Source organism: Rhodococcus sp. FH8 (assembly GCF_019266085.1).
Taxonomy (GTDB): domain Bacteria; phylum Actinomycetota; class Actinomycetes; order Mycobacteriales; family Mycobacteriaceae; genus Rhodococcus_F; species Rhodococcus_F qingshengii.
Genome location: NZ_LPNQ01000078.1, coordinates 428,232 through 450,302, shown reverse-complemented (window position 1 = coordinate 450,302; position 22,071 = coordinate 428,232). Strand labels below are relative to the sequence as shown.

The 22,071-nt window shown below is 63.1% G+C and carries 22 protein-coding genes; 10 read left to right on the top strand and 12 right to left on the bottom strand.

What is annotated here, in order from left to right:
• The first annotated feature begins 4 nt into the window (after window positions 1-4).
• Window positions 5-1,012, top strand: coding sequence for an NAD(P)-dependent alcohol dehydrogenase (locus ATN38_RS25915; RefSeq protein ID WP_218748947.1), 1,008 nt, complete (start codon window positions 5-7; stop codon window positions 1,010-1,012).
• Here ATN38_RS25915 and ATN38_RS25910 read toward each other — a convergent pair.
• Window positions 999-1,889, bottom strand: coding sequence for a dienelactone hydrolase family protein (locus ATN38_RS25910; protein ID WP_007727417.1), 891 nt, complete (start codon window positions 1,887-1,889; stop codon window positions 999-1,001). The genes ATN38_RS25915 and ATN38_RS25910 overlap by 14 nt on opposite strands.
• A 33-nt stretch (window positions 1,890-1,922) precedes the next feature.
• The gene (locus tag ATN38_RS25905) at window positions 1,923-2,762 is read right to left on the bottom strand and encodes a CPBP family intramembrane glutamic endopeptidase (protein WP_116056949.1); all 840 of its coding nucleotides are present in this window, start codon (window positions 2,760-2,762) and stop codon (window positions 1,923-1,925) included.
• An 85-nt stretch (window positions 2,763-2,847) separates the two neighbouring features.
• Here ATN38_RS25905 and ATN38_RS25900 point away from each other — a divergent pair, with 85 nt between their 5' ends.
• Entirely contained in the window at window positions 2,848-3,156 is a 309-nt protein-coding gene (locus tag ATN38_RS25900) for a rhodanese-like domain-containing protein (protein ID WP_003940684.1), read from the top strand.
• 47 nt (window positions 3,157-3,203) lie between these two features.
• On the opposite strand, the gene ATN38_RS25895 is transcribed toward ATN38_RS25900, so the two are convergent.
• Both ATN38_RS25895 and ATN38_RS25890 read right to left on the bottom strand, forming a co-directional pair.
• Complete coding sequence (locus ATN38_RS25895) at window positions 3,204-3,845, bottom strand: dihydrofolate reductase family protein (RefSeq protein WP_070162760.1); 642 nt, start codon at window positions 3,843-3,845, stop codon at window positions 3,204-3,206.
• Between the two features lie 74 nt (window positions 3,846-3,919).
• Window positions 3,920-5,005 carry a TDT family transporter gene (locus ATN38_RS25890; RefSeq protein ID WP_042449826.1) on the bottom strand — a complete coding sequence of 362 codons (1,086 nt, stop codon included), beginning with the start codon at window positions 5,003-5,005 and terminating at the stop codon, window positions 3,920-3,922.
• Window positions 5,006-5,096: 91 nt separating this feature from the next.
• Between ATN38_RS25890 and ATN38_RS25885 the strand changes: the two genes are divergently transcribed.
• A complete protein-coding gene (locus tag ATN38_RS25885; RefSeq protein ID WP_218748946.1) occupies window positions 5,097-6,008 on the top strand; it encodes a LysR family transcriptional regulator in 912 nt (303 codons plus the stop codon).
• A gap of 12 nt (window positions 6,009-6,020) precedes the next feature.
• On the opposite strand, the gene ATN38_RS25880 is transcribed toward ATN38_RS25885, so the two are convergent.
• Entirely contained in the window at window positions 6,021-6,701 is a 681-nt protein-coding gene (locus tag ATN38_RS25880; RefSeq protein ID WP_007727412.1) for a TetR/AcrR family transcriptional regulator, read from the bottom strand.
• Window positions 6,702-6,775: 74 nt separating this feature from the next.
• On the opposite strand from ATN38_RS25880, the gene ATN38_RS25875 reads away from it, so the two are divergent.
• The 3 genes from ATN38_RS25875 to ATN38_RS25865 all read left to right on the top strand — a co-directional run bounded on the left by ATN38_RS25875 (window position 6,776) and on the right by ATN38_RS25865 (window position 13,118).
• Window positions 6,776-7,912 carry an NAD(P)/FAD-dependent oxidoreductase gene (locus ATN38_RS25875; protein WP_007727411.1) on the top strand — a complete coding sequence of 379 codons (1,137 nt, stop codon included), beginning with the start codon at window positions 6,776-6,778 and terminating at the stop codon, window positions 7,910-7,912.
• A 7-nt stretch (window positions 7,913-7,919) separates the two neighbouring features.
• Window positions 7,920-8,753 (top strand): DUF3626 domain-containing protein, encoded by an 834-nt coding sequence (locus tag ATN38_RS25870; RefSeq protein ID WP_007727410.1) that lies wholly within the window; start codon window positions 7,920-7,922, stop codon window positions 8,751-8,753.
• 180 nt (window positions 8,754-8,933) lie between these two features.
• Window positions 8,934-13,118, top strand: a complete 4,185-nt coding sequence (locus ATN38_RS25865; RefSeq protein WP_065352885.1) for a bifunctional nitrate reductase/sulfite reductase flavoprotein subunit alpha — start codon at window positions 8,934-8,936, stop codon at window positions 13,116-13,118.
• Window positions 13,119-13,124: 6 nt separating this feature from the next.
• On the opposite strand, the gene ATN38_RS25860 is transcribed toward ATN38_RS25865, so the two are convergent.
• Window positions 13,125-13,589: a tRNA (cytidine(34)-2'-O)-methyltransferase gene (locus ATN38_RS25860; RefSeq protein WP_065352197.1), complete on the bottom strand. Its 465-nt coding sequence runs from the start codon at window positions 13,587-13,589 to the stop codon at window positions 13,125-13,127.
• Window positions 13,590-13,724: 135 nt separating this feature from the next.
• Here ATN38_RS25860 and ATN38_RS25855 point away from each other — a divergent pair, with 135 nt between their 5' ends.
• Together ATN38_RS25855 and ATN38_RS25850 are read left to right on the top strand one after the other, a co-directional pair.
• Window positions 13,725-14,405: an excalibur calcium-binding domain-containing protein gene (locus tag ATN38_RS25855; protein WP_218748945.1), complete on the top strand. Its 681-nt coding sequence runs from the start codon at window positions 13,725-13,727 to the stop codon at window positions 14,403-14,405.
• A 33-nt stretch (window positions 14,406-14,438) separates the two neighbouring features.
• The gene (locus ATN38_RS25850; RefSeq protein WP_003940770.1) at window positions 14,439-15,059 is read left to right on the top strand and encodes a pentapeptide repeat-containing protein; all 621 of its coding nucleotides are present in this window, start codon (window positions 14,439-14,441) and stop codon (window positions 15,057-15,059) included.
• A 6-nt stretch (window positions 15,060-15,065) separates the two neighbouring features.
• On the opposite strand, the gene ATN38_RS25845 is transcribed toward ATN38_RS25850, so the two are convergent.
• Complete coding sequence (locus tag ATN38_RS25845; RefSeq protein ID WP_256932139.1) at window positions 15,066-15,338, bottom strand: DUF1905 domain-containing protein; 273 nt, start codon at window positions 15,336-15,338, stop codon at window positions 15,066-15,068.
• A 35-nt stretch (window positions 15,339-15,373) separates the two neighbouring features.
• Window positions 15,374-15,886 carry a GNAT family N-acetyltransferase gene (locus tag ATN38_RS25840; protein ID WP_063836256.1) on the bottom strand — a complete coding sequence of 171 codons (513 nt, stop codon included), beginning with the start codon at window positions 15,884-15,886 and terminating at the stop codon, window positions 15,374-15,376.
• A gap of 31 nt (window positions 15,887-15,917) precedes the next feature.
• Here ATN38_RS25840 and ATN38_RS25835 point away from each other — a divergent pair, with 31 nt between their 5' ends.
• Window positions 15,918-16,775 carry a bifunctional methylenetetrahydrofolate dehydrogenase/methenyltetrahydrofolate cyclohydrolase gene (locus tag ATN38_RS25835; protein WP_218748944.1) on the top strand — a complete coding sequence of 286 codons (858 nt, stop codon included), beginning with the start codon at window positions 15,918-15,920 and terminating at the stop codon, window positions 16,773-16,775.
• Window positions 16,776-16,780: 5 nt separating this feature from the next.
• Window positions 16,781-17,065: a DUF3017 domain-containing protein gene (locus ATN38_RS25830; RefSeq protein ID WP_003940740.1), complete on the top strand. Its 285-nt coding sequence runs from the start codon at window positions 16,781-16,783 to the stop codon at window positions 17,063-17,065.
• 5 nt (window positions 17,066-17,070) lie between these two features.
• Here ATN38_RS25830 and ATN38_RS25825 read toward each other — a convergent pair whose 3' ends face one another.
• The 4 genes from ATN38_RS25825 to ATN38_RS25810 form a co-directional block, all read right to left on the bottom strand.
• On the bottom strand, window positions 17,071-17,646 hold the full coding sequence (locus ATN38_RS25825) for a hypothetical protein (RefSeq protein WP_030535087.1): 576 nt from the start codon (window positions 17,644-17,646) through the stop codon (window positions 17,071-17,073).
• Window positions 17,646-19,475: a DEAD/DEAH box helicase gene (locus tag ATN38_RS25820; RefSeq protein ID WP_230587436.1), complete on the bottom strand. Its 1,830-nt coding sequence runs from the start codon at window positions 19,473-19,475 to the stop codon at window positions 17,646-17,648. The genes ATN38_RS25825 and ATN38_RS25820 overlap by 1 nt, the downstream gene beginning before the upstream one ends.
• A 116-nt stretch (window positions 19,476-19,591) precedes the next feature.
• The gene (locus ATN38_RS25815; protein WP_042449669.1) at window positions 19,592-20,728 is read right to left on the bottom strand and encodes a homoserine O-acetyltransferase; all 1,137 of its coding nucleotides are present in this window, start codon (window positions 20,726-20,728) and stop codon (window positions 19,592-19,594) included.
• The gene (locus ATN38_RS25810) at window positions 20,725-22,050 is read right to left on the bottom strand and encodes a bifunctional o-acetylhomoserine/o-acetylserine sulfhydrylase (RefSeq protein ID WP_064443387.1); all 1,326 of its coding nucleotides are present in this window, start codon (window positions 22,048-22,050) and stop codon (window positions 20,725-20,727) included. Before ATN38_RS25810 ends, ATN38_RS25815 begins: the two co-directional genes overlap by 4 nt.
• Between the last annotated feature and the right edge of the window lie 21 nt (window positions 22,051-22,071).

Sequence of the window (22,071 nt, the reverse complement as noted above, 5' to 3'; positions counted from 1 at the left end):
CACCATGACCAACCGCGCCGTGTACGTACTCCCGCCTGGAGGATTGAACAACCTCGAATCGAGGACGATCGAGACCCCGGGCCCGGGTGCGGGTGAGGTGACGATCGCGATCCACGCGAATTCGCTCAACCACCATGACTACCTCGTGGCGACCGGAGAGATAGCGACCGACGGTCCGCGGATCCTGTTGTCCGATGCTGCCGGGGAGGTCGTTGCGGTCGGAGACGGCGTAACGCAGTTCAGCGTCGGAGATCGCGTGATGAGCACCTATTTGCCGCATTGGCGGAGCGGCACACCGGATTTCGACGGATTCGGAAATTCGCCGGGTGACGGTGTCGACGGGTTCGCCCGCGACACCGTCACCGTGCCGGTATCTGCTGTGACAGTGATGCCGCGAAACTACACCTACGAGGAAGCCGCTACCTTGCCCACCGCGGGATTGTCAGCGTGGCGCGCACTATTTGCCGGAGTCCCGATCATCCCAGGGTCGTCGGTGTTGATCCCTGGGACCAGCACGGTAGCGTTGTTTGCCGTCCAGCTGGCCAAAGCTGTTGGAGCCCAGGTGATCGCAACCTCGTCGGCCCCCGACAAGATGGCTCGATTGACCGAACTCGGTGCCGATCACGTGGTCAACTACCGTGAGCGCCCGGACTGGGGTTCGGAAGCGATGCGGCTCAGCGGCGGGATCGACCTCGTCCTCGACGTCGGCGGGCCGTCCACCCTCGGCCAATCTCTGGCGGCAGTCCGACCAGGCGGGCGAATCTGCGCGCTGGGCATCATGAACGGCCCCTCGTCGTCGATCGACCTGACTTCGCTACTGACCAAACAGGTCACCATCGAAGGTGTTCTGGTGGGCAGTCGTGCACATCAGGAGGAGATGGTCGCCGGGCTGGAGAGCCTGGCGCTTCGTCCCGTCATAGATTCTTCCTTCAGCCTCGACCGCCTCGCTGACGCTTTCGAGCAGCAGAAATCCGGGCAGGCCTACGGCAAGATCGTCATCACAAACCCTTGATCGCTTGCCGGTCCCAACGGGGATCGGTGAGGATTTCCGCCGAGTCGCCGACAAATGCACGTGCGGCAGTCTGGTCGCCGCTCAGGGTGAATCTCAGCCACGCGGTGAGGTAGCCCCGGAATCCTTCGCCATCTGCGGCCCAATTGTGGCCGACGCCAAGCAGTCTGCCGCGGACCGCCGGTCCGGCGGTTTTGTCGAAGTACTCAGCTTGCGGATCGGCGGTGGAGACCGGGTCGTCGGCGCCGGTCATGAAGAACGTCGGTCCGGTCAACTGGGCCACGTCGATCACGTCGACAGGTCGCGAGGCCCACCACGGGTCAGGCAAATCGAGTACCGCCGTGGCGGTGATCAGATTCGCGGACTGGGTTGCCGCGTTGATCGCGCCACCGGCGCCCTGGGAGTGTCCGACCGAGGCAATGTTGTCGGTGTCGATCCGCTGGTGAAAAATGCTCTCAGCGTTGGTGTTCTGATCGACGACGTACTGGGCAGCCCCCAAGATCTCCGTCCCGTCGCCGGTGACGCTGCTGTCGGCCACCACAACGACAAAACCCCAAGAAGCGAGATGCTGCAGGAGCGCTTCGTACTCTTCGTAAGTCGCATAGCTGCCGTTGCCGAAGGTGACGACGGGATGCCGATTGCCATCAGACGACAAGCCGGCTGGGTAGAACAGTTGGTACCCGGGAACTGAATCGGCAGCCACTTCATGCGCACCCTTGGCTGCATACAGATCGCTGATCGATTCCGACGCGATGGATTCGGTGGTCGCGACTTCGGGAGTTGTCGGAACCCCCGCGGTGGCATGAGTGACGGCACCGGAGAGTGCCAGCAGACACGATGCAGTCACGACGGCGAACGAGTACGTGGTTCGAGAAGGCATGGGCACAAGTATGTCTTGTACGGTCGCGGTCGGTCAGGCCGAGACGGGTGTGTGCCGATCTTCGCCGATTCGATCTCGAATGAGGAAGACGGCGATCACCCCGAAGACGACCAAGAGGACCGTCAGTAGAGAGGTGATGGCGGCGGCGCCGCTCACTTCCGTGGTCACCGAAGTGTCCAGCCCGCCGGTCGAGAGAATTGTGGTGGGGTCGGTGAGGCCGTGTAACACGATTGCGGCCCAGATCGTGCCCGTCACACGCATTGTCAGGTACATGCACATACCGAAACCGAAGGTGTAGACCACGGTGACCAGAACGGTTGACGCCTTCATCCCGGCGATGAGGTTGACGGTGTGCATGAGTGCAAACACCAGTGAAGACACGACGGCGACAAAGCGTTCCCGGTGGCCGGCGTCGCGCAACATCTTCACTGCCAGGCCACGGGTGGCCAATTCCTCGGTCAGGCCGACGCACGCACCGAGCACCAGCAGGGCGATTACCTCGCCGGTGGTCCAGGCGCTCCAATCGGTTCCCGCCAGATGCGCAACAATGGCGGCGACCACGATGATCGGACCGATCCACATCCAACCCCGCCCACGAATGGGTTGTGGGCCGAAGACGCCGCGCAGCCAGCCGACCTTTGTCGTGAAAACCAGCAGGGCGATCCCGCCGATCGCGATGGGCAATGCGACGCCGAGGAGGATGCTGGAGGCGCTTGCCACGACATTGTCCGTGTCGATCTGGTCTGCAAGAACCCTGGAGGTAACCTGCCCGACAGCAAGATAGAACGCCAGGTAGACGACGATCAGCAGGAGCACTTTCCACACGGTGGGGCGACTCCAAAAACCGGACTTTTCGGGAACCGTATTGGTCATTGTCAGATCGTAAAGGGAGCTGCACGAAAACGCCCGGGTACCGTCTATTCGGACAGCAGCGAACACGAAGGCAGGCGCAGAAGAAATGTTGGAAGTCGATTTGAATGCACTGGACACGGCTTTGGCAGCGGGTGAGCCGTTGATCGACGTCCGTGAGGCCGACGAGTTCGCTCAGGTCCGAGTTCCCGGTGCGACGCTCATTCCGCTCAGCGAATTCGTCTCTCGCGTGGGTGAAATTCCGGACGCGGAAACGGTGTACATCATCTGCGCCGTCGGTGGTCGGAGCTTGCAAGCCGCTGAGTATCTGCAGGCTCGCGGCATCAATGCCGTTTCGGTGGCCGGTGGAACGATGGCGTGGTACCAGTCGGGGCGCCAGGTCGAGACCGGCGAATAGTGCGTAACTGTTGGGGCAGCTCCCGTTTACGGAGCTGCCCCAACACGTCACTTCCGCCAGAACAGGTGGTGCGTCACGCCGCTCGGGCTCGGCACAACGTCGAGGTTGAAGCGGTCGAGTAACTCGTCAGGTGTCTCCCACAGTCGTAGACCGGATCCGAATTCGATCGGGGAGACAGCGATGTGCATCGTGTCGACCAGATCGGCGTCGAGGAATTCACGGATAGTGCTGACTCCGCCGCCGAGTCGAACGTCCTTGCCCTGCGCTGCCTCACGTGCCTGCGCGAGGGCCGTCGCGGGGTCGGCGTCGACGAAGTGGAATGTCGTGTCCGATAGCGTGAACGACGGCCGCACGTGGTGGGTCAAGACAAAAACCGGGGTGTGGAACGGTGGCTCGTCGCCCCACCAGCCCTGCCACTCGAGATTCTCCCAAGGGCCGCGGTAGGGTGAGAATTTGTTGCGGCCCATGATTTCGGCGCCGATGTTGTTGGAGAAGTCCCGCGTGAAATAGTCGTCGAGGCCTCGGCTGCCGCCGGGATCGGTGCGATTGGGCCAGCTGGCCGTAGCTCCTGCCCACGCAAACATTTCACTGTGGTCCAGGCCGAACGGGCTCTCGAAGCTCTGGTCCGGACCGCAGGCTATTCCGTCACTCGAAACGCCGAAATTCTGCACTCGCAATAACTGACTCACCGTGTACTCCTGCTCTCGACAATGGTCTACGTGAGTACAGACCGTACGGCGAGCCAAAACTCATCGGTGCGAATTCATGCAGCCGCCGGTAGAACTCCACTGCGGATCGACCGGACGGTCCTGACCGCGACGGTTGCCCAGATGGGGATCAGTACGGTCAGCAGGGCAAGTGCGATTCCCAGGATCAGGGTGGAACCGGTGGCGACTCCGAAGGCATTCGCTCCGACGGCACATGCTCCGATGGGGAAGGTGAAGCTCCACCAGCCGAGCGAGAAGTCCAAGCCGCGGCGCAGTGCGTGGATGGTGACGACGGTGACGGTGACAAACGCGATCACGCCGATGATTCCGACGACGGTTCCGTAGGCGATCCCGAATTCGTGCAGGGTGTCGGCATGCTCGGGGCTGAGTGCATGCCGTGAGGCGGCGGCCAACAGGTTGGATGCCGCGATCGACTGTCCGATCACGCCCAACGGAATCCACAGTGAGGGAATGGCATTGAACGGGATCACGTCGACGCCGGCCGAACGGTTGCGTGCGAACTGCCTGGCGACGGCTACCAGAATGCCGATGGCGGCGGTCAGCGCCAGAGCGAACAGGATGTAGCAGAAAACCAGTACCGCGATGCGTGGAGCGCCTTCGGGCATGTGGGTGCTGACCGCTGCGCCGGTGGTGGCCGAGACCATCGGAGGTACGACGGGCATGAGCCAGAACGGCATTGCCGTCGCCATCCCGGCATCTCGAACGAGTCGAATCATCATCACGACGTAGGTGACCAGGCCGAGTGCCGTGCCGAGTGTCCACAGTGTCAGCGACACGGTGATCGCCACGTCGTGGCCGAGGAAGTCCGGGCCGGTGATGCCGGTTGCGGATCCCACGGTCAGCAGTGCCATTGCGACGGCGCCGTAGAAGGGGAACATCGCGGGGCTGTGCAGGTAGGCGAGGGCCTGACATCGATGTTGTGACCAATGGGTGGCAAATGCTCCGATCAAGGCGCACAGTACGAGAACCGCCAGAACCCAGAAGATCTCGGAGACCAGTTTCAAGCCCTCGATCTCCGGTTCGAGCGAAGCGGCGGCCACCGACACGATTCCCGTTCCCATCGCTGCCGCGAACCAGTTCGGAGTGATGTGGGCGAAGGTGGAACTCGTTGTGGTGGTCATGTATTTCACTGTCGTCTCATCCGGTCCGTACCGGTAGACCGGTTGTTCTTGAATGCCCACAAACTCGCCTTGTGGGTCTAATCTTGGGACTATGTCGTTGTCTCCTCGGGTGCCGGAACTCAGTGCCCTCGACGTCCTCCTTTCCGTAGGGCGTCTGGGCAGCATGGGTGCTGCCGGCCGGGAGCACGGACTCAGTCAGCAGGCGGTCAGCGCCCGGGTGCGTTCGGTCGAACGCCAACTCGGAATCAAGGTGTTCGATCGAGCGGCGACCGGTGTTCGTCCCACCGCCGAGGGCGGTCTGATTCTCGAGTGGGCAAGTCACATCCTCGTCAGTGCCGAGGAAATGGCATCGGGAGTTGCCGCACTTCGCGGTGAACGTGATGCTGCCGTCACGGTTGCCGCCAGCATGACCATCGCCGAGTATCTGGTTCCCGGATGGACGGTCGCGATGCGGCACAAGTTCCCCAACGTCGTGGCGTCGGTGAGCTTGCACAATTCCTCGGACGTCTCTGCTCAAGTTCAGGCCGGCCAGGCCGATATCGGATTTGTCGAAGGGCCGGATGTGCCGTCGGCGCTCGCGTCGTGCGAAGTAGCGCGTGATCACCTCGTCGTGGTTGTGCCGCCGGGACACGACTGGGCGAATGGTGTGCCCGTTCCGGTCGAGGAACTCGCACGCACACCGCTGATTCAGCGAGAATCAGGGTCCGGTACGCGCCTGACGCTCGAGAATGCTGTTCCCGATTGTGTGCCGCCGCTGCTCGAGCTCACCTCGTGTACCGCTGTCAAGGCTGCGGTGGTGGCAGGCAACGCCCCGGCTGTTCTGTCGTCGCTGGCAGTTGCCGCCGACCTGGCGGACGGCCGACTGGTCGCGGTCAACGTCGACGGCTTGCGGATGCCGCGTCGACTCCAAGCCGTCTGGGATCCCGATCGCGGATTGCGCGGTGCGGCAAGAGATTTCCTCGATATAGCGCTCGGATCCAACACCGCTGTTCATTCACGCTGACGGCTACGGCCGCTATCGGACGGTGTCGATCCCCGCGAGGATGAGCTCGATGCCTGCCAGAAACTGTTCTCGGTCGTCGTGGTCGCGCAACTGCGCCGTCACCTGATTGAGGAACGGGTACTTCGCAGAGTCGAGTTCTTCCCATCGCGTGGCGACGCCCGCGAGGAAAGCGGACCGATCTGTCTCACGGGGGAGCAGACGGGCGCCCGCGGCGTACTGTCCGGCGAGACCGAGCACGTAGTTCAGGAGCGCGGACGCGCAGTCGAACTGTGCCGATTCGGGAACGCCGAGCGCCTGGAGTTGCTCGCCGAGACTTTCGAAGATCTGCATCACCGCTGATTGCCACGGTTCACGTGAGAGTTGGGTGCCGACCCAGGGGTGGGCGTCGATCGCGTCGAACACGCCGAGGGTGATGGTCCGGATCGCCTCCCGTGGGGCTGCGCCTTCGGTTGCACCGGTTGTCACGCGGGCGATGACGTCGTCGGTCGCCGCGGCGAGCAGTTCGCTCTTGTTGGCAACGTGCCAGTAAATCGCCCCGCTACCTGTTGCCAGGCGTGCGGAGAGTGCGCGAAATGTCAGCGCGGCTTCGCCCTCGTCGTCGAGGATCTCGATCGCAGCCTCGACGATTCGCTCCTTCGAGAGCGCATCCGTACGTCGTTCGGTCCGCTGATTCCTGGTCGCCATGCGAACCATCTTGACATATCTGGAACGCCGTTCCAAGATGTCATTGGAACGACGTTCCAATCGAAGCCTGAAAGGAAACAAACATGAGCAACTCGATAACGATCATCGGGGCGGGCCTCGGCGGTCTGACCCTCGCGCGTGTCCTTCACGTTCATGGAATTCGGTCGAAGATCTACGAGGCGGAACTGTCGGCAGAAGCTCGCACGCAGGGCGGTCAACTCGACATCCACGAACACAACGGTCAGGCCGCGCTCGACGCTGCCGGCCTTACCGACGAGTTCCGCGCGATCATCCACGCGGGCGGCGCCGCGTCGCGCGTACTCGATCAACACGCCGCCGTGCTCCTCGACGAACCCGACGACGGCACGGGAGCACGTCCCGAGGTGCTGCGCGGCGACCTCCGTCGAATCCTGATTGATTCCCTTCCGGACTACACGATCGAATGGGGACGCAAAGTCGACACTGTGCGCTCGCTCGGAGATGATCGCCACGAGTTGACCTTCGTCGACGGTTCGACAGTGACCACCGACTTTCTCGTCGGTGCAGACGGTGCCTGGTCGAAGGTCCGGCCGCTGCTCTCCGATGCGAAGCCGGAATACGTCGGCACCACGTTCGTCGAGACCTACCTCTACGACGTCGACGAGAAGCATTCGGCTGCAGCCGAAGCCGTCGGGGACGGGGCGATGTACGCGCCCGCACCAGGAAAAGCGATCGCCGCGCATCGAGAGGCGGGAGACATCGTGCACACCTACGTTCAGCTGAACCGTCCGGCGGAGTGGTTTGCCGGTATCGATTTCACCGACGCCGCCGCTGCGACAGCGCGGGTCGCGGCCGAGTTCGACGGTTGGGCACCGGAACTCACGGCGCTGATCACCGATGGTGAAACCGCTCCGATTCCGCGCGCGATCCATGCACTTCCCGACGAGCACCGATGGGATCGCGTGCCTGGGGTGACGCTTCTCGGTGACGCGGCGCACCTGATGTCCCCGTCCGGTGAGGGTGCGAACTTGGCGATGTTCGACGGCGCCGAACTGGGAAAGGCGATCGCCACGCACCCCGACGACATCGAAGGGGCACTCGCCGAGTACGAAGAAGCGATGTTCGTGCGCAGCGCATCCGAGGCCGCGGACTCGCACGTGATCCTTGATCTCTGCCTCGGTGAAGGCACACCGTATTCACTGGTCGATTTCTTCACCGGCGCTGCTTCCATATCCGGATAATGGGCGAATGCCTGTTGATTCCACTCCTTGGTCTGCCGCGATTGCGCACGTGAGCGGTCTCTCGAAGGGCGGCCCGTTGGATCGAAATCACCGGGTGACGTTGCACTTTCATCCGGACCTCCCGTCTGAACGTGGTCTGACACTGGCCTCGATCGCACGTCAAGGCACCTATGTGACCCAGTTCGAGACTCGAACGAGCAACGGCGGACTGACGGCGCATCACGGCGGCGATCGTTGGCGTTGGGAGAGTCGGATATTCGGCGGAGCTTACGACGAGCGAGAGCCCTCGGAACGGCCGAAGTACGGAGCGTTGAACTTCTCCGCCGATCCCTACGGGGCATCCCCTCGGTTCGGCTCGTCCTACTTCCGGCTTGCCGAGCACACACTCGACCGCACCACCTTCTGCTTTCCCGACAGCGTCTTCGAGCCTGATCTCTTCGGAACGGCCGAAGCGATGAGCTTGGTCGACGCCGCACGGGCTGCCGAGCTCGACGATCCGCTCGACCACTACATCGAGGCGCACGTCCACGGCGCCGTCGACATCGGAACGGACGTCGAGGCGCTCGTTCTGGATCCGAGTTACCGGGGCACACTGATCGAAGAGATCGCCCACTCGCTCACGTGCCCGGTGCTGTGGCACGAGGGATACGCGGTCGATGTCGACGAGATAGCCGAACATCCCGAATACCGGGGAGCGGCCGTGATCGACCTTGCCCGAGAAATTGCGCACGGCAGGCGGCTGACGCCTGCCGTACTGGGGCTCGCACGGGGTGCATCCTTCGATCCGCAGGACGTCAAGAAGGTTTGGCACTACATCGCTCGATTCGGCGGCAGAGCGTAGAACTGGGCATTCGCGTACAGCTGCACGTCGACGACCGCTGGTCCCGGGACCGCACATCGGCCCGAAGGTCGCGGTGAGGAAAGAGTGATTGATACGCAACATCGGGCATGAACTCCCGAAACAACTGCATCCGAAGATAGAAGTCGACCTTGATCCTCGGTCGAAGGGATGCATGAATCGATGGGCGCTCAACTCACCACCACCAGTGTCGACACACTCTGCGCATACTGCGGGGTGGGCTGTGGTCTTGTCCTCGACATCATCACCGATCCCGAGACGGGACGCCGGAAGGCTGCGAAGTCTTCCGGTCTGAAGACACATCCCACCAACTTCGGGCGTCTGTGCACCAAAGGCACCACGACCGCAGACATGCTCGCCGGCCCGGGGCGCATGGAATCTGCATATCGCCGTCCGCGCCGAGGTGATGCGATCGAAGCGGTGGACATGGCCGCAGTCATCACTGACACCGCCCAGCGCCTGCGGGCAATAATCGACGAGCACGGTCCCGACGCGTTTGCGTTGTACGTGTCCGGGCAGATGTCACTCGAAGCTCAGTACCTGTCGAACAAACTGGCCAAGGGCTTCATCGGGACCAATCAGATCGAATCGAATTCCCGACTGTGCATGGCAAGTGCCGGCACCGGATACAAGCAATCGCTCGGGGCTGACGGACCGCCCGGTTCCTATCAGGACTTCGAACATGCCGACGTGTTCTTCGTGACCGGCGCGAACATGGCGGACTGCCATCCGATCCTCTTCCTCCGAATGCAGGAGCGGGTCAAGGCAGGCGCGAAGCTGATCGTCGTCGATCCTCGACGCACCGCCACCGCCGACAAGGCGAACTTGTTCCTGCAGATCGCTCCCGGCACCGATCTCGCGCTACTCAACGGACTACTCCACCTGCTCGTCGTAAACGGCCACACAGATCCGGACTTCATCGCCGACTTCACCGAAGGCTGGGAGGTCATGCCCAGTTTCCTCGCGGAGTACACGCCTGCGAAGGTCAGCGAGATCACCGGTATCTCCGAAGCCGACATCCACACGGCAGCGCAGTGGATCGGTGAGGCCGTCAACTGGATGAGCTGTTGGACAATGGGTTTGAACCAGAGCACCCACGGCACGTGGAACACCAACGCCATCTGCAACCTTCACCTTGCGACCGGTGCGATCTGCAAGCCCGGCAGCGGTCCGTTCTCGTTGACCGGTCAGCCGAACGCCATGGGTGGGCGTGAAATGGGCTACATGGGGCCAGGTTTGCCAGGTCAGCGCGCCGTGATGGTCGACGCCGATCGCGACTTCGTCGAGGACCGATGGGGGATCCCGCAGGGCTCGCTGCGCACCGACATCGGCGGTGGCACCATCGACATGTTCTCCCGAATGGCGGCGGGCGACATCAAAGCGTGCTGGATCATCTGCACCAATCCCGTTGCGACGGTAGCCAACCGCAAGACCGTCATCGACGGCTTGGAGAAGGCCGACCTCGTCATCACCCAGGATGCTTTCCTGGGCACCGAGACCAACGAATACGCCGATGTTCTGCTGCCTGCTTCGCTGTGGACAGAGTCCGACGGAGTGATGATCAATTCCGAACGCAACCTGACGCTCTTTCAGCAGGCACTGGATCCGGTTGGGCAGGCGCTGCCTGATTGGCAGATCATCGCCCGGATCGCCTGCGAGATGGGGTACGCCGAAGCGTTCACCTACACCTGTGCCGAAGAGGTGTTCGAAGAGATCAAGCAGTTCTGGAATCCGAAGACCGGCTACGACTTACGCGGCGTCACCTACGAGCGCCTCCGCAAGACATCGATTCAGTGGCCATGCCCGCCAGACAGTGATCAGGACCGTCATCCCATCCGATACGTCAATGACGGTGTCAGTCAAAGGCTCCTGATCCGCGAGGACGGCAGCACTCCGCGGCTCGCATTTCCCACCGCCACTGGCCGTGCGATGTTCTTCGCACGGCCGCACATGCTTCCCGCCGAAATGCCCGACGACGACTACCCCTTCCTGCTCAACACCGGTCGTCTCGCGCACCAGTGGCACACCATGACCAAGACCGGCAAGGTGGCCAAGTTGAACAAGCTCAACCCAGGTCCCTTCGTCGAGATCCATCCCGACGACGCCGCCAGGCTCGGCATCGTCGACCAGGATGCGATCGAGGTTGCCTCACGCCGAGGTCGCGCTGTGCTTCCGGCTGTTGTCACCGACCGAGTGCGTCCGGGGAACTGCTTTGCCCCATTTCACTGGAACGACGCCTTCGGTGAATATCTGTCCATCAACGCCGTCACCAACGACGCCATCGACCCTGCCTCGCAGCAACCGGAGTTCAAAGCCTGCGCTGTCACTATGACGAAGGTCGCCGTGAACACACCTGAAACAGTGCTCGCCGAGGCGGCGCTGGTGGCTCCCGCGCCAGCTGATCGGGCTTTGTCGCGAACCGATGTCCTCGCGGGCGTCCTCGGTCAAACAGGAACACCTGCAGTGGTATTCGATCCGCTCCAACAGAGCTACCTGGCCGGCCTTCTCGCTGCGTTGCGTGCGGACGCCGATCGCACTGCCGGGGTACCTACCTTGCCGTCGACGGCACCCTTCGATGCCGAAAAGCGGATGTGGGTCGACGGTGTTCTGGCCGGCCTGTACTCGCGGATCTCACTTCCTGACACCGACGGGCTTGCGTTGTCATCGAGTCCGAGTATTGGATCCGAGCGCGCGCCGATCGTGGTGCTCTGGGCATCGCAGACCGGAAACGCGGAAGAATTCGCTGCTGAGTGCGCCACTCGTCTCGGGGGAATCGGCTTACCCGTGGTGATGCACGCGATGGACGAGTTCCCCGCCGCCGACCTGGCAGCTACCAGAGAGGTCCTGCTGATCACCAGTACCTCCGGTGACGGCGAATCCCCGGACAACGGCAGCGGTTTCTGGGATGCGTTGTCTGCTGACACGGCGCCCCGCATGTCCGAGACACGTTATGCAGTCATCGCTTTCGGCGACTCGAACTATGCCGACTTCTGTGGACACGGACGAAAGCTCGACGCCCGCCTTGCCGAACTGGGAGCCAGTCGTATCGTCGATCGCGCCGACTGCGAGCCCGATTTCGAGGACACCGCTGCTGGATGGCTGGAGGCGGTCACGGCTGAGCTTCGGAGCTCGGTGGCCGGCGAGACGACCGACGTCCTCGTTGCAAAGAAGAATTCTGGGACAACCGTTGCAACCCCGCCGATTTCACCGGCGATGTCGCCGCCGCTGCGATACAACAAGAAGGCGCCACTGACCACAGCCTTGACGCGCAATGTCGTGCTCAACCGTCCGGGTTCTTCCAAAGACGTGCGGCAGTTGGGCTTTCACCTTCCAGGTGACACGGTCAGTTACGAAGCCGGCGACGCTCTCGGAGTCTGGCCCCGAAACAGCTCTCCGTTTGTCGACGAGTGGCTCACCCTTACCGGCCTCGACGGTGACGAGACCGTCGAACTGGGGCAGTACGGGGAAATGACGCTGCGTACCGCGCTCACCGAGCGCTTGGAGATCACTCGAATCTCGACCGACATGATTCGATTCGTGCATCAACGAACCCGCGATTCGGACCTGGCCGAGTTGTTGAAGCCGGAGAATGTCTCCACGTTCAAAGACTGGTCGTGGGGACGACAGTCCGTCGACATTCTCGCGCAGTCGCCCGTTCGTGCCTCGACAGACGAATGGCTCTCGCTGCTCAAACCGATTCAGCCGCGGCTGTATTCGATATCTTCCAGTCCGAAGGAGAACCCACGCGAAGTGCAGTTGACGGTGTCCGCGGTGCGATACAACGTTGCGGGTGTCCCACGGCGTGGAGTGTGCTCGACTTACCTCGCCGACCACGCTCACGATGACGACATCGGTATCTACGTGCAGAAGTCGACCCACTTCCGGCCACCTTCCGATCCCGAGACCCCGATGATCATGGTCGGTCCGGGGACCGGCATTGCACCGTTCCGTGCCTTCCTGCATGAGCGGCGGGCATTGGGGCACACGGGTCCGAACTGGCTGTTCTTCGGAGAACAGCACGCCGCGACCGACTTCTACTACCGCGAAGAAATCGAAGAATTGCGGAAAGACGGATTCCTCACCGAACTCGACCTCGCGTTTTCCCGGGATCAAGCCGACAAGGTCTACGTGCAGGACCGGATGCGTGAGCGGGGTGCACTGCTGTGGGAGTGGTTGCAGAAGGGAGCGCACTTCTACGTCTGCGGCGATGCCAACCGGATGGCCAAGGACGTCGACAGTGCCCTCAACGGGGTGGTCGCTCAGCACGGAAAACTGGCACCTCGCAGTGCCGAGGCGTACGTGAAGGCTCTTTCGGCGGAGAAGCGCTATGTCCGGGACGTCTACTGACGTCGATCAGACAGCGCCCTTGAACCCGTGCTGACGCCAGGCCTCGTACGTCACGAGGGCGGCAGCGTTGGACAGGTTGAGGGACCGGCGTCCGGGCAGCATCGGGATACGCAGGCGCTCGGTGACGTGTTCGTCCGCCAATACTTCTTCGGACAGTCCGGTGGGTTCGGGCCCGAACAGCAGGACGTCGCCGGGTTGGTAGGCGATATCGGCATACGACGTGGTCGCGTGCGCGGTGAAGGCGAACACGCGAGCGGGGGTGACGGCTTCCCAGGCAGCGGTCAGGTTTTCGTGGACCGTGACAGTCGCCAGGTCGTGGTAGTCCAAGCCTGCGCGCTTGAGCTTCGGCTCCGACAAGTCGAACCCGAGAGGGCTGACCAGGTGGAGTTCGCAACCGGTGCCTGCGACCATGCGGATCGCGTTTCCGGTGTTGGGTGGGATGCGGGGCTCGTGGAACATCACTCGGAACACTCGAGGAACTGTACCGGGCGGCATATCGGTGCCCGCGTCTGCGAGAAGAGCGGTGGAGAAGTGTGGGCGAATTGGTAACAAACCGGCCAGTCCGTGCGAACCTATTTCCGGTACTCTTCGCAGAACGGACATTTCATGAAACCTCCCGCCGGTTGGAACCCCGACCCCTTCGACCCCACGATCGACCGTTACTGGGACGGTCAGCAGTGGACCGCGCAGACACGGCCCAAGGGCGTCGACGCACCCACTCAGGCTTTCGGCACTCCCACGCAGGTCTTCGGCGCACCCGGATCGGCGGTGCCGGACACTAACGCCGAGGAAGGCAAGACGCGGCGTAAGTGGCCGTGGATCGCCGGCGCGGCAGTCGTGGGGCTGGTTGCCATCGCCGCGGCGACGGGAGCGGGCAAGTCGGAAGAATCGACGACGCCTGCTGCGACCTCTTCGACGACAGCTGCAGCGACGACAACCAAGAGCACTGTCCCGTCGACGACGAAGACCACGACTTCGTCCCTCTTGCCGACGACGACAACGATCGTGCCGCCACCGACGACAACCACCGTGGCAATCGTGCCGCTGGTGCCTCAGGTACCGGAGACCACGACAACGCCGTACGTTCCGCCCGCTCCGGCCTACACGCCGCCGAAGACAACAGAACCGGCGTACGTTCCGCCGCCGGCCAAGGTGCCTGACGCGGGGGTGTATTACGCCAACTGTGCAGCCGTGCGAGCGGCCGGTGCTGCCCCGATCTACCGCGGCGATCCCGGCTATTCGTCCAAGCTTGATCGTGACGGTGACGGCGTGGCCTGCGAGACCTAGGCGATCGAACCGGTGTCGGTGCGGCGGGGCAGTATGGACGGCATGCTCCCCGAAGAATCCGACGATGTCGTCGGCGAAGATTATTCAGACGCGCGGCTGGCCGGGCAGAAGTGGCGTCAGCGCACTTTCACCAATTGCAATTTCCGAGATGCCGATCTCACGGGACTCACGACGGAGTCGGTGGTGTTCACGGACTGTGATTTCACCGGCACCGATCTGGGGGAGTCCGTGCACACGGGAACTGCGTTTCGCTCGTGCAATTTTGCTCGGACCAGCCTGTGGCACAGCACGTTCCGAAACTGCAGTCTGCTCGGGTCGACGTTCGACGGTTGCCGCATCCGGCCGTTGACGCTCGACGAAGTCGACTTCTCGTTGACCTCACTCGGTGGGGCGGACCTGAGGAAGATCGACTTCACCTCATGCCGATTCCGTGAAGCGAACCTGGTTCGGGCCGACATGCGGGGCGCGGTGCTGGCGTCGGCGGATCTGTCCGGTGCTCGTACGGGTGGACTCAAACTCGAAGGTGCAGATCTGCGCGGTGCGCGGATCGATCCGAGCCTGTGGACGTCCGCGTCCGTCGGAAACGCGCAGATCGAGTTGATGCAGGCGGTGGCGTACGCGTCGGCGCACGGTCTTGTCGTCGACATGAAGTAGCAGCGCCTAGCTCTCCAAGCGCTCCTCGAGGCGCACCGTCACCAGCTCGCCGGTCTCCTTGCCGATGGCTTTGCGAAGATCGGCTTTGACCGGCAGCTTGTGGTTACCGTCTCCCAACGCCATGAACGAACTCTGGAACGGATGTCCGTCGATCGTCCCGCGTACCTTGACCAGGCCGCGGGTGCCGAAGAACTCGGCGGACTCCGGCCAGATCACATAAGTCCACCCGCCCTTGGCGTCGCTCTTCTGCAGGGTGGCCGTGAATTCCTTGTCCAGCAACTTGATGTCGGTCCTTTCGAACTCGTCCCAGTCGATCAGCGGATGAATTCCCGTGCGAGCAGATCCATCAGCAGTCCGTCCTTCCACACACCATGGCGATCTCGCGAATACTCGCGCATCACCCCGACGTCTTTGAACCCCACCGATCGGTAGCACGCGATGGCGACGGAGTTGTCGACCTCCGGGTCGATGACCAGACGGTGGAATGCGAGGTCGTCGATCAGGTGGGCACACAGCACGCGAATCGATTCGCGACCGAACCCTCGGCCGTGGAAGTCGGGATCGAGGAACAAGTCGAGCCCGGCGTGGCGGAAGTCGGGGTTGTCCTCCGCCTCATACCACTGGATGAAGCCGATCAGGTGGTCGCCGTGGAAGATGCTGTAGCGCGTGGTGCCAGCCTCCGGCGCTGCAGGCCAGTCGTCGTCGGGATTTTGCCACCAGTGCACGACGTCCGGGTGCAGGTGAATTGCCCGCAGACGGGCGTGATGATCGGGCGCGACGGGGGAGAGGAGCACCCTCGGGCCGCGTAGTTCCGGAGCCGTTGTCACTCATCGACCCTAACCTGGAACAATGGTCGCCGTGACTGCAACGATCCTCGACGGCAAAGCTACCCGCGACGAAATCTTCGAAGACCTGAAGGTGCGGGTGAACGCTCTGAAGGCAGAGGGCATCACACCCGGCTTGGGCACCATCCTGGTGGGCGACGACCCCGGATCCGCGGCTTACGTGCGCGGCAAGCACAACGACTGCGCCAAGGTCGGTATCAATTCTTTGCGACGCGACCTGCCTGCCGACATCACGCAGGAGCAGCTCAACGCGACGATCGACGAGCTCAATGCCAATCCCGAGTGCACCGGCTACATCGTGCAGTTGCCGCTTCCCAAGCACCTTGACGAGAACGCAGCCCTCGAGCGCATCGACCCCGACAAGGACGCCGACGGCTTGCACCCGGTCAACCTCGGTCGACTGGTGTTGGGCAAGGAAGCCCCGCTGCCGTGCACCCCGCGTGGAATCCTGCATCTCCTGCGCCGCTACGAGGTCCCTATTGCAGGCGCACACGTGGTGGTAGTCGGACGAGGCGTCACAGTCGGTCGCCCGATCGGATTGCTGCTGACGCGTCGTAGCGAGAACGCGACGGTCACGCTCTGCCACACCGGTACCCGCGATCTCGCGGCCGAGGTTCGCCGCGCCGACATCATCGTCGCTGCCGCCGGCGTTCCCGGCCTCATCACCGCAGACATGGTCAAGCCCGGGGCAGCGGTCCTCGACGTCGGCGTCAGTCGCACCGACGACGGCCTGCGCGGCGACGTCGCAGCCGACGTCAACGAGGTCGCCGGCTTCGTCTCACCCAACCCCGGTGGTGTCGGACCGCTGACCCGCGCGTTCCTGATCACCAACGTGGTCGAGCGCGCCGAGCGGGTTCTGGCCGAGGCCTGAGTCCGATGTCCTCACTGGTCGGCCTCGCGAAGAAGAATCTGCCCATGCTCGCGGTCCTCGCCGTGATCGCGGCAGCGGTTGTTCTCGTGCTGGCCGACCGGTGGCGCCGCGGCGCCCTCGTCTTCGGTGTTGCCGTCATCATCGGAGCTGCCGCTCGGTGGTTCGTTCCCGAGAACCGTGTGGGATTGCTCGCGGTGCGTGGAAGGGTCTTCGACACTGCGGCGATGGGCGTTATGGGTGTGCTGATCGCGACGCTCGCCCTGACCATCGATCCGCTCGGTACCGACTGAGAAGATCAGTCCCCGTAGAACGAGCGAATGTCGATATCACTCAAAGGGATCCACTCCGGCGAATGTGTGGATGTCGACTTCTTTCCAGCCTTGACCGGTGCACTCCGTAACGTCACCGCAAGTGCAGGTTCCTCGTCGATTCGCCCGGCGAGGGCGTAGATCGCGGCGAGATGGTGAACGCACGGCGAGCGTCTACCTGAGCAGTCGCAGCTGGCAGTGCACTCCGAAAGATCAACGGCTACTGCGATATTTCGAGCCTGCAGTTCGGTGACGATGCTGTCCGGCAGTTCGCCGGTGGAGACGGATCTGTTCGCCTTTCCAGCCGAACGGAGAAGGCTCTTCACTGCAGCGATCTCGGATTTGGTCCAGAGCGGGACACCAATCGTCACTGACGAAGTTTTTGCCTTGGTGCTCACCTCGGCGACGACGGTCCCCGACGAGACGACGGTGAACTCCACGGAACCGTTGCGTGCCAGGGTGCGAGCCGTCGGCAGGGACGGGTTCGGACCGGACGCCGCGGTCCGCTCCACCGTGCGCAGCCACGCTCGACCCCAAGCGGTGACGCCGAATTCGTTGGCCATCAGATGATCACCGCGCCGTCGAGTTCGAGAAGTTCACGCAGTTCGGCGTCGGGGAGATCGGCCAGCGCGGCCTCGACGTTCCCGGAGACAGCATCGGCCACAGCTCGTTTGGACTCGTGCATCGCTGCTATGTGATCCTCCACGGTACCGCCCGTCACCAAGGTATGGACGTTGACGGTGCGTTTCTGGCCGATGCGGTGTGCCCGGTCGGTTGCTTGATCCTCGACGGCTGGGTTCCACCACCGGTCGTAGTGCACGACATGACTTGCGCGCGTGAGGTTGAGGCCGAAGCCGGCGGCGCGCAAGCTCAGAATCAGAACCGGTGGTGAATCCGTCTCGTTCTGGAACGCGTCGACCATCGCGTCTCGTTTGTCGGTGTTCAGGCCGCCGTGGAGGAAAGGCACGGCACCGATACCCAGTTCGGCTCCCAGGTGTCGCGAGAGCATCTCGCCCATCGTCCGGTACTGCGTGAATATCAGCGCGCGATCGCCGTCGTCGACGATCTCGGCGATCATTTCCGTTGCGCGGTCGAGCTTTCCGGATCTTCCGTAGAGGTCGTCCGTATCGCCGGTGACCTGCGCCGGGTGATTGCATACCTGCTTGAGGGTGGTCAGAAGGGCAAGAATGTTGCCGCGCCGGGCAATTCCCGTGCCCAATCCGGAGTCGAACGCATCGGCAACTGCCGACCGGTAGATGCGCGCCTGTTCCGACGTCAGAGTGCACGAGACCGTGGAGAACTGTTTGGGCGGAAGATCCTTGGCCACTGTGTCTTTGGTTCTGCGCAGAATGAAAGGATCGATCACCGCGGCAAGTCTGGTCGCCGCGGTGGCCGATCGACCGGATTCGATCGGGACGGCAAAGCGTTGACGAAACCGTGCGCGAGTTCCGAGGACGTCGGGATTTGCGACGCGAAAGAGTGACCACAATTCTTCGAGGCGGTTCTCCACCGGCGTGCCGGTCATCGCTACCTTGACGTCCGCCGACAACTGCATTGCTGCTTTCGCGGCGAGGGAAGCGGGGTTCTTGATCTGTTGCGCCTCGTCGAAGACCACTGAACTCCAATGGACCGGGGCCAATTGGTCTGCGTCGGAACGCAAGACGCTGTAGCTGGTCAGAACCGTAGTGCCGGCGGGGATACGAGTGGGAAGTGCACGGGCGGCCCCGTGATGAACGTGCAGTGGCAGATGCGGAGCGAATCGCTCGATCTCGCGGCGCCAGTTTCCGATGACCGAGGTGGGACACACAACCAGATGCGGACCGTCGCCGGCGCGGATCGCGATCATCGAAACCGCTTGCAGTGTCTTACCCAAACCCATCTCGTCGGCCAAGATCCCACCACCCGAACCCGACAGAGCCGTCAGCCAGGCAACTCCCTGCATTTGATACGGGCGCAGAGTCGCCTGAATCTTTGCTCGGCGAAGGCTGTCCACGGCTGTACGCGCATCCGTGAACAACCGCACCGTGGACTCGGCGCTTCGGATCTTCGTGTCGTCGCGCTCGATCGCGGCATGCGCTGCGGTCGGAATGTCATGTGCGCCGGTGTCGATGACGCGCTTCCATGCGAGCAGCGACGATCCGAGGTCGCCGCGACCAGCATCGAGGTTGTGGAAGGCGTCGATCGCGGTGGTGAGGTCGAGCAGTTGCGCTTCGACGTCGGTTGCTGTGATCGACTCGTCGACCGGGATCGCAAGCCTGCACACGCCCGGCGACCCGGTCGGCATCCCCAGTGCCGACAGCCGCGCTGCCGGGTCTGCGTCACCCCAGAACGCGAAGGACATGTGCTCGGGAATGTACGTAGCCTGCAGGCGCGTCGAGCATGGCTGATTCACGTTCGCCGATGCTAGCCGCGCCGGCTCACGTTCGCCAATGAGAATGTCGGGAAAACCCGCAGATCAGCTGTGGTTCCCGACATTGACGAATCCTGAAAACGTGGCTCTGTGCCGAATCAGCGAGCCGTACGTGCGAACTCCATCGTTCGGCGAAGCAGTCCGGCGACGGCGTCCGCCTCCGTCAGGAAGCCGTCGTGTCCGTCCTTGGACTTGAGAATCTCGAGGCCGCTGCACGTGGAAATTCCGTCGGCGATCTCCTCCTGCAAGCGAAGGGGATACAGCCGATCCGAGTCGACGCCGCCCACCACGACCGGTGCCGTGATCGACGCCAACGCCGCCGCAACACCGCCGCGTCCACGACCGATGTCGTGCCGGTTCATGGCCTCGGTCAGTAGGACGTACGTGCTCGGGTCGAAGCGGTCGACCAGCTTGTCTGCCTGATGTTCCAGGTAACTCTGTACGGCGTATCGTCCACCGTTCCAAGGATTTTCGTCGTTCTGAGCGGAGTTCTCGAAGCGCGCGTCCAGTTCGGACTCGGTGCGGTACGTCAGGTGCGCGATGCGACGGGCGATGCCGAGTCCGGTGCGAGGTGCCCGCCCCGTTCCGTGGTAGTCACCGCCCTGCCAATCCGGATCGGAGACGATGGCAGCGATCTGCGTCGTCTGGGTGCCGATCTGATCTGCAGTGGCCCGTGAACCGGTTGCGAGAACCAGCGCGGAGCGAATGCTGTCCGGGTAGGTAACTGCCCATTCGAGGGTGCGCATGCCCCCCATGGATCCGCCGACTACCGAGGCCAACTGGTCGATCCCGAGGAGATCGACGAGCTTCTTCTCCGCCGCGATCTGATCCCGGATGGAGATCTCCGGGAACCTGCTGCCCCACGGCTTGCCGTCGTCGGCCGGCGAACTGGGACCGGTCGTGCCGCGACAACCACCGAGGACGTTGGTTGCGATGACGCACCATTCGCCGGTGTCGATCGGTTCGCCGGGGCCGACCATCCCGTTCCACCAGCCGGGGGAGGGCTGATTCGCGGAGATCGGTCCGGTGACGTGTGAGTCTCCGGTCAGTGCGTGCTCGACGAGTACTACGTTGTCGCGGTTCGGGGAAAGCTCACCCCACCGCTGAACGGCGAGCGAAACCGATGGGAGCACCGCGCCGCTTTCGAGTTCCAAGGCACCGATGTCGACGAACCCCACCTGGCCGTCGGGTGGGGGCAGGAGGTCGATCCTGGGCTCCAATTCGTTCACGGTCACGAGTTTGCCACCGCTGCCAGGCCGACGGTGAGATCGGCGAGGATGTCGTCGATTCCTTCGATGCCGACCGCGAGGCGAACGAGCCCGGGGGTGACACCGGAGGCGAGCTGCTCTTCGGGGGTGAGCTGCGAGTGTGTCGTCGAGGCGGGGTGGATCACGAGTGAGCGAACGTCACCGATGTTGGCGACGTGGCTGTGCAGCGTCAGGGCGTTGACGAACGTCTTGCCCGCATCGATACCGCCGGGCAGCTCGAAGGTGACGATGGCGCCGGTTCCCTTGGGCGTCAGCTGCTTTCCACGTTCGAACCATGGCGAGGAGGGAAGTCCCGCGTAGGAAACGGAGGCCACCTCACCGTGGCCGTCGAGGAATTCGGCGACCTTCTGTGCATTGGATACGTGGCGCTCGATGCGCAGGCTCAAGGTTTCGATACCCTGCGCGATGAGGAACGCGTTGAACGGCGCCACGGCGGAACCGAGATCGCGCAGCAGTTGGACGCGGGCCTTGAGTGCGAACGCCGGCGCGCCGAGGTCCGCGAAGGTGACGCCGTGGTAGCTGGGATCAGGCGTCGTGAAGTTCGTGTGGCGACCCTGCGTCCAGTCGAAAGTGCCACCGTCGACGATGACGCCGGCGATCGCGGTGCCGTGTCCACCAAGGTATTTGGTGGCGGAGTGAACGACGATGTCGGCGCCGTGTTCGAGTGGGCGAAGCAGGTACGGCGTCGCGACTGTGTTGTCCACGATCAACGGAAGACCGTTCTCGTGGGCCAGTGACGAGATACCGGGTAGGTCGAGGATGTGGTTCTTCGGATTGGCGATCGTTTCGCCGTAGAACGCCTTCGTATTCGGGCGAATGGCTTCGCGCCACTGCTCGAGATTGTCGGGATCCTCGACGAACGTGACTTCGATACCCAGCTTGCGAAGGGTGTAGTGCAGGAGGTTGTACGTGCCGCCGTACAGGTACGGGCTGGAGACGATGTGGTCGCCGGCCTCGGCGATGTTGAGGATCGCGATGGTCTCGGCGGCCTGACCCGAGGAGAGGAGGAGTGCGGCGACTCCGCCTTCGAGGGCAGCGATGCGCTGCTCGACGGCGTCCTGTGTGGGATTCATGATCCGCGTGTAGATGTTGCCCGGCTCGGCGAGGCCGAACAGTGCAGCAGCGTGATCGGTGCTGTCGAAGACGTAGCTGGTGGTCTGGTAGATCGGCAGAGCGCGCGCATTGGTGGCGGTGTCCGCTGTTTGTCCGGCGTGCACCTGCTTGGTCTCGAACGACCAGTTCGCGGTCGGATCCGAAGTTGCTGCGGCGTCGGCTGTGTTGTCGGTCATGATTTGTTCACTCCAGTGGTC

What these genes read in the sequence shown, in the direction of transcription:
- ATN38_RS25915 (WP_218748947.1), top strand. Translation starts at nt 5, where the DNA reads ATGACCAACCGCGCCGTGTACGTACTCCCGCCTGGAGGATTGAACAAC.
- ATN38_RS25910 (WP_007727417.1), bottom strand. Translation starts at nt 1,889, where the DNA reads ATGCCTTCTCGAACCACGTACTCGTTCGCCGTCGTGACTGCATCGTGT.
- ATN38_RS25905 (WP_116056949.1), bottom strand. Translation starts at nt 2,762, where the DNA reads ATGACCAATACGGTTCCCGAAAAGTCCGGTTTTTGGAGTCGCCCCACC.
- ATN38_RS25900 (WP_003940684.1), top strand. Translation starts at nt 2,848, where the DNA reads ATGTTGGAAGTCGATTTGAATGCACTGGACACGGCTTTGGCAGCGGGT.
- ATN38_RS25890 (WP_042449826.1), bottom strand. Translation starts at nt 5,005, where the DNA reads ATGACCACCACAACGAGTTCCACCTTCGCCCACATCACTCCGAACTGG.
- ATN38_RS25885 (WP_218748946.1), top strand. Translation starts at nt 5,097, where the DNA reads ATGTCGTTGTCTCCTCGGGTGCCGGAACTCAGTGCCCTCGACGTCCTC.
- ATN38_RS25880 (WP_007727412.1), bottom strand. Translation starts at nt 6,701, where the DNA reads ATGGTTCGCATGGCGACCAGGAATCAGCGGACCGAACGACGTACGGAT.
- ATN38_RS25875 (WP_007727411.1), top strand. Translation starts at nt 6,776, where the DNA reads ATGAGCAACTCGATAACGATCATCGGGGCGGGCCTCGGCGGTCTGACC.
- ATN38_RS25870 (WP_007727410.1), top strand. Translation starts at nt 7,920, where the DNA reads ATGCCTGTTGATTCCACTCCTTGGTCTGCCGCGATTGCGCACGTGAGC.
- ATN38_RS25865 (WP_065352885.1), top strand. Translation starts at nt 8,934, where the DNA reads ATGGGCGCTCAACTCACCACCACCAGTGTCGACACACTCTGCGCATAC.
- ATN38_RS25855 (WP_218748945.1), top strand. Translation starts at nt 13,725, where the DNA reads ATGAAACCTCCCGCCGGTTGGAACCCCGACCCCTTCGACCCCACGATC.
- ATN38_RS25850 (WP_003940770.1), top strand. Translation starts at nt 14,439, where the DNA reads ATGGACGGCATGCTCCCCGAAGAATCCGACGATGTCGTCGGCGAAGAT.
- ATN38_RS25830 (WP_003940740.1), top strand. Translation starts at nt 16,781, where the DNA reads ATGTCCTCACTGGTCGGCCTCGCGAAGAAGAATCTGCCCATGCTCGCG.
- ATN38_RS25825 (WP_030535087.1), bottom strand. Translation starts at nt 17,646, where the DNA reads ATGGCCAACGAATTCGGCGTCACCGCTTGGGGTCGAGCGTGGCTGCGC.
- ATN38_RS25810 (WP_064443387.1), bottom strand. Translation starts at nt 22,050, where the DNA reads ATGACCGACAACACAGCCGACGCCGCAGCAACTTCGGATCCGACCGCG.